This is a genomic window from Acidithiobacillus sulfurivorans, from assembly GCF_018853815.1.
Taxonomy (GTDB): Bacteria; Pseudomonadota; Gammaproteobacteria; order Acidithiobacillales; family Acidithiobacillaceae; genus Acidithiobacillus; species Acidithiobacillus sulfurivorans.
In genome coordinates this window covers 1-5,601 of the sequence record NZ_JAAOMP010000102.1, presented here as the reverse complement: position 1 = coordinate 5,601, position 5,601 = coordinate 1, and the positions used below count along the sequence as shown (strand labels likewise).

Below are 5,601 nucleotides of genomic sequence, written 5' to 3'. Positions count from 1 at the left end.
GGCTAAAGTCGCTGGGCAAGTTGCACAGATTGCCGGGGCGTCCGGTGGTGTGATCGGCGGGGGTAGCGGGGAGTATGCCGTACCTGGATGTGGTGGTGGAGAAGCCTGTGGGGCGTATGACGGTTGGTCTGTGACTACCAGTGGGTACCAAAACATTCAACCCGGACATTTCGCGGCTTTACTAGCCTACAGCAACGGTCAATTGCAGAGCGACTACCTCTACCGCGTCGCTGTCCCCGGCCAGCCGCAGTTGAATACCATGCAGACCAATCTGAATATGGGGACAAACAGCGTCCAGAACGCCAATCAAGTTAATGCGCAGTCGGAGACGTTGGCCGCTGGGGATCCCAATGGCCAATATGGGGCACTACAAATTGGTAGCAACTATTATTACGGTGACAGCACAAATGCTGCTGTACGCACTCCCGGTGGATTCTATGTGCAGAGCCAAAACGGTAGTGAACCTGCGAGCATTGATGAAGTAGATAACATTAACGCATCTGGAAACATCACGACACCGGCTACCGTACAAGGTGGTTACGTTAATAGTACGGGTGATGTGAATGCGCAGAGTGCGTTAACAGTAAACGGTGGTAGTGCTTGGTGGGCTAATAACGCAGGTAATAGTTCGCAAGCGGGCAGTGCTTCTGTAGGTGGGGTAGTTAATGCCAACGGTGGAGTTGGTTCCGGTAATTATTTTTCTACCTATGATGGCGCTTGGTGGGCTAATAGTTCAGGTGATAGTTCGCAGGCAGGGAATCTCTATGCGGGTGGACAGATTCATGCTGGCTATGATGCTTGGTTAGGCACCGCTAATGGTACAGCTAACGCAGGATGGGGTTGTTCAGACTATGGTGAAATAGCGGCTAGTGGCAGTGGAAACGGACAGGCTTTAATGTGTAACGGAAGTTCTTGGCAGCCGATGGGGGGTATGACTGGTTATAACCAAGTTGGTTTTGAGACCATCCCTGGCAACGGCAGTTCTAATTTTGGGATATGGGAATTTTGTAGTATTACTGGACACCAAGGCCAAGGCGCTGATGAGCTTGTGCCGGTAGCCGGTCCATACGTGGTTGGCAACCATTATGCGTGGGACTGGGATGGTGGTGGATCTGGCACCAATAATACTCCAGTGACGTGCTGGAACAACAATTGAGTCGTTTTTTAGTGTGCAAACTCTATGTAGGAATATTCTATGGGCAGATGGTTCATTTGATGAGGCTGCGGCAAATATTGTTGGTTTCTTTTATGTTTTTCGATGTTTATTTGTCGTTATCTCTATTTGATAGCCAATGATTAGCCAGTAGGTGCGGCCATAAATTTCCATCACAGTTGAATAATGCAGTGACCGGTCAGCCCTACCGTGGGGTCAACGCGCAAAATTTGATGCAGATTACTTTTTCAGCGGACCAGTAACATTTTTTAGAAACGCGTTCACCCGCCTCAAAAACTGCTCTGCTGCCTTTTTGCAAGCGGGTGACGCGACCGCATTCTGTATGCCGCGATTCTGCGCCATGGCGTATTGTGTAGCGCCTTTGCTGGTTTTCTGTTTGGGTCGCAATTCCAGGGTTGATACGCGGGTTCCTTGCGCGTCGCGCACCGTGAAAATGTGCGATCGGCCGCGATAGCAATCCTCGTCGTATCCCGCTACACAATGCTGCATGGCGTCGCCCTCCTCCCGTAAAGCCTCGCTGCTGGTCAATTCTATGAATTGCCATTCGCTATTTGCAAGGTCCGATTGCAAAAGGGCTGTTTCCGGTGCTTTTACGATGGGTTCCCATTGGAGGGATCGCATCGCCGGAGCATAAAACCCCTGCTGGTCTGGTTGTGGGCGATGTCGATGCCAGGTTTGTTGCGACCGGTTGGCCCAGGCGATGGCTGCCTCCCTGCGCTTTGCCGGGCTCTTAAAAGGCTTCGTTACGTCCAGATAACCTCGATACAAGGATCCACGACGTTCGCGGGTTAGAAACCGCATCCAGTCCAGTACCAGCTCGCGATCGAAACGCATGTCCTTTGCCAGCCATTGGTCAATCCGCGTCATGACCATGATGTCTTCCGGATGTCGTGCGGGTACACGGTTATCGTTCCAGGTTTTTTCGAAGACGTGCTTGAATGTTACGCTGAAAGACGGTTTTCGCCCATTCAGCAGGTTCAGCATGACGACGGTTTCTTCTGATACCCCCTCTGCATGTCCCACGATGCGGCGCATGACTTCCCGGAATGTACTGGGACTGCTTTCCGCCATGCGGTGCAGCGTTTTCACGCCGGACTTGCGAACACCGCAAGCGCCCAGCGCGGAGGAAAACTGCTGGGCGTAACGGGAATAGTCCGCCTCCTCGAGGATATCTCGCGTCACGAAACTCCGTATCCACGGCACATATGACCGTCCCAACAAGGGATGGATGGCGTACAAGGACTGGTAGGCTTTCTGTTCCAGTATGGCGTCAATCAGAACGCTTTCATTGATGCCATAAAAATTCCCCACATTGACGCAGGCCAGTTTCCAGACGTCTTCCGGCACCGTTTTTTTGGCGCAACCGGTAATCAGCCGATGGAAAAACCAGGACTCCTGCCGCAGGTTTACCGGAATGCCCCATATCTGCGCTTTAGCAATCTGTAAGGCACGTCCGATAATCTCTGGTAAATCATTTTCCAGATGGTACCGGTCCGTGCCTTCCGGTATCCCCATGTCCGTGTAGATTTCGCTGCTCAGAATTTCAGTATAGGTATTGCTCAACCATCTCGCGTTGATGCGCGTTTTCCAATTTCGGAGCATCGGTTCATAGTCGAGCGGATCCCAGAATGGATTGGCGCGCGCTATCACCCTTCGAAGCTGAATCGTTTGCTCATGATCGGAGCCAGCAAAAAACGTGAAACTGTTTTTCAACGAACGTCCAGCATGGCGTGTCGGGGACACGATACGTGGGCATTGCGCCTTGATCCTTGAGACAACCTGCTGCGCGATGAGATAAGACTGCGTGGACAAAGTTCAGTCCTCCCGTTCCTGGAGAGGCGTTTTGGTTGGTTCGCCATCGAGCGGATGAACCGCACGGATCGCGGTTACGTACACCAACGCCACAATTAATGCGGCGACGGGCAGAAAAACGATACATAGAAGCACAATCCACAGGATTTTAGGCATGGTTTTCTTCCTGCGCCATGATGTGAACATGCTGTTTCGCCGTTTCCTTCGCGTTTTCCTCCGTTCCATCGAACATTTCCCGGCACCACAGATAGCCCCAGGTGCCGAACCACCAAAAGGCCATGGCGAAACACACCATGAGTGCAATCCCGAGTGTTGGCGATGGCATTTGTCGCAAGACAGGGAGAAGAAAAATACAACTGGTCATGCCAGTTATTGAAACCGCATAAGTCATTTTCATGTTCAGGATGGCCGCGTGGAATCCGGACACGTAGTGCATCAATGGTTGATTGCCAACGCTCATGGTCAGAAAGATCAGTGGGATAAAGCCCGGCATAAACACACCCAGGATCAGCATGCTCCCCGAACGAGCGGTACCCGAACGCATCCAGCCCGGCAACTGAAAAAAGGCGGGGTTGGGTTTGACGACGTTGGCCCCGTGCGTGGCAGCACTATAAAAAGCGAAGAACAGACCCATCATGACGCTAACGGCCAGCATCACCAGAAATAGGTCCCGCGCCATATGCGCCAGATCACGGGACGTCTGGCGAAAGAAGGCCCATGCCGCAGACCATGAGCGGCCGCTGTCGTGGTCTGCCGCCCGCAAGCTGCTGAACAATAGCCCCATCAGAAATACGGTAATGGGCACGTCCAACGCCAGAGGTTGCGGAACGAAGGCATTGACCAGGGCGAACAGCGCCATGATGCCGACGGCCAACCCGGGCGCTCGCCGGAACAGATCGACAGATTGCAACGTCCAGCGTTTGGCCCAGCCGGGGGAGATGTGTTTGGGTTGGATGATCATAATGTGGGACTCCTTGGGTAGGGCAATTGTCTGGATTTTCTGGCAACCTTAGTCAGCCTCCTTCGTTCACTCCATCGTCCAAGATTGAACAGAAACCATCCGACTACCGTGAGCATGAATAGCAGTTCGATGGCATCTATCACCATTTCCGCATCCTCGACCGCAAAATCTGCTGGTACTCATCTCGCAAAGTGACCCATGCCAGCCCGGCCAGCAGCAGTAGAGGTGTCGCAATCAACGTGAAGAACAACAGCCGGTCTCCCCCATGCGTTTTTTCCCACGGCCATGGATACCCAAACAGGAAATGGGCAACCAATTCACATAGGGCACCTGACAACGTCAGGAGGATCGCCACGACGAAGGTCAGCAGCATTATTTCTCCTAACAGTGCGACGATGGCTGACCATTTTTCTCGGTTGGAGGGGCGATGTTCAGTCATAGCGTTTTCTTCATGGGCACCAGAGTTTCCCCCGCCCACCACGCCAACCGCTTCCGTGCAATGTCCGCATATTCTGTCGACTGCTCCACACCGGTGACCTCGTCCCATCCGGCCGTCAGCGCACCGATCATCTCCGAGCCGGAACCGGAAAAGGGTACCAGCAATCTCCTCGCTGGCCCGTCTGCGCGCTGAGGCGGCAACAGGAGCGTAGCCAATTGCCGCGCAAGGTCGATGGGTTTCATCGTGGGGTGATCGTTTTCCTTTTCACCCATTCCCGCCTGGCGCTCCTTGGTGGACACTTTAGTTACATAGAAGAAACGGCTCACTCCGCTTTCGCGGACACCGGGCTGCGCATCCAGCATCTCCGCTGCGGCTTCGTCGAGCATTACGTTGGCGGGCCAGCGGCCCAATGTGGACGAACCGATCAGTTCACCGGTATAGCCGCCCTCATAAACGGTTTTCGCCATGGCATCAGTCCGCCATGCGCCCTTCCCGCCTAATCGAGGATCATCGTCAGGTTGAATGGCGATTCGGCTTCTATCAATATTCATGGCACCGCAGCCCCATTTCAGGGCATTTGCAGCATAGGTTTTCTCACCGGGTTTCCGGCAGAGCAGGATAGGCTCGTAGGCGGGTTTTAATGCCGTGCCGTAGCCATTCCATGTTTGCGCTGACGATGTTTCCAATTCGATAGTCGGCAGTCCATGTGGTGAGCTATGCAACCCCCAATGACCTGTATGGGATTGATCTGCAGGATTGCTGTGCCGTGAAGGGTCCCGAGAAATGCTATCGTACGTATTAATCTTTGGCGGTGCCGTGCGTTGACCCGATCCGCCTAAAGCTTTGTCGATGCTCGCCGCCACATTGTGGGATTTGGGAAAGCCACTGCCATACAACCACATCAGAGTATCCACCAGCACAAACCCGGCATCTTCCAACGCCACGGCTAGCCGATGAAACGTCCGGCTACCCCCGAAGGCCATGAGATAGGCGCCGGGCTTCATCACCCGCATCACGGCCTCCCACGTCTCCGGGCGGAACGCCACGTCGCCGCCGTCCCAGGTCTGGCCCATAAAGCCTTTCCCGCTGGATGTATCCGTGCCAACACGATGCCGGCCATAAGGGGTGGTCCCACCATCTCCGGCCTGTTGGGAACACTTTCTGGCAGACCCGCCGCGAGAATTTTGTGTCAAGTGATACGGCGGATCGCAAAGC

Annotated in this window: 6 protein-coding genes; 1 reads left to right on the top strand and 5 read right to left on the bottom strand. The window is 53.9% G+C overall.

Annotated elements, in window-relative coordinates; all coding sequences use genetic code 11:
• Nucleotides 1–1,156 (top strand): shufflon system plasmid conjugative transfer pilus tip adhesin PilV (gene pilV / locus HAP95_RS09290; protein WP_215883957.1); only part of this gene is annotated, 1,156 nt, incomplete at its 5' end.
• A 237-nt stretch (nt 1,157–1,393) separates the two neighbouring features.
• Here the strand turns inward: pilV and HAP95_RS09285 are convergent.
• The 5 genes from HAP95_RS09285 to HAP95_RS09265 all read right to left on the bottom strand — a co-directional run.
• Nucleotides 1,394–2,737, bottom strand: a complete 1,344-nt coding sequence (locus tag HAP95_RS09285; RefSeq protein WP_215883956.1) for a PcfJ domain-containing protein — start codon at nt 2,735–2,737, stop codon at nt 1,394–1,396.
• Nucleotides 2,738–2,989: 252 nt separating this feature from the next.
• Entirely contained in the window at nt 2,990–3,142 is a 153-nt protein-coding gene (locus tag HAP95_RS09280) for a hypothetical protein (protein ID WP_215883955.1), read from the bottom strand.
• Nucleotides 3,135–3,947 (bottom strand): hypothetical protein, encoded by an 813-nt coding sequence (locus tag HAP95_RS09275; RefSeq protein ID WP_215883954.1) that lies wholly within the window; start codon nt 3,945–3,947, stop codon nt 3,135–3,137. The genes HAP95_RS09280 and HAP95_RS09275 overlap by 8 nt, the downstream gene beginning before the upstream one ends.
• A gap of 139 nt (nt 3,948–4,086) precedes the next feature.
• On the bottom strand, nt 4,087–4,386 hold the full coding sequence (locus HAP95_RS09270) for a hypothetical protein (protein WP_215883953.1): 300 nt from the start codon (nt 4,384–4,386) through the stop codon (nt 4,087–4,089).
• The coding region (locus tag HAP95_RS09265; protein ID WP_215883952.1) for a DNA methyltransferase at nt 4,383–5,601 on the bottom strand (1,219 nt) is incomplete at its 5' end. The genes HAP95_RS09270 and HAP95_RS09265, both read right to left, overlap by 4 nt.

What these genes read in the sequence shown, in the direction of transcription:
- HAP95_RS09275 (WP_215883954.1), bottom strand. Translation starts at nt 3,947, where the DNA reads ATGATCATCCAACCCAAACACATCTCCCCCGGCTGGGCCAAACGCTGG.
- HAP95_RS09280 (WP_215883955.1), bottom strand. Translation starts at nt 3,142, where the DNA reads ATGCCTAAAATCCTGTGGATTGTGCTTCTATGTATCGTTTTTCTGCCC.
- HAP95_RS09270 (WP_215883953.1), bottom strand. Translation starts at nt 4,386, where the DNA reads ATGACTGAACATCGCCCCTCCAACCGAGAAAAATGGTCAGCCATCGTC.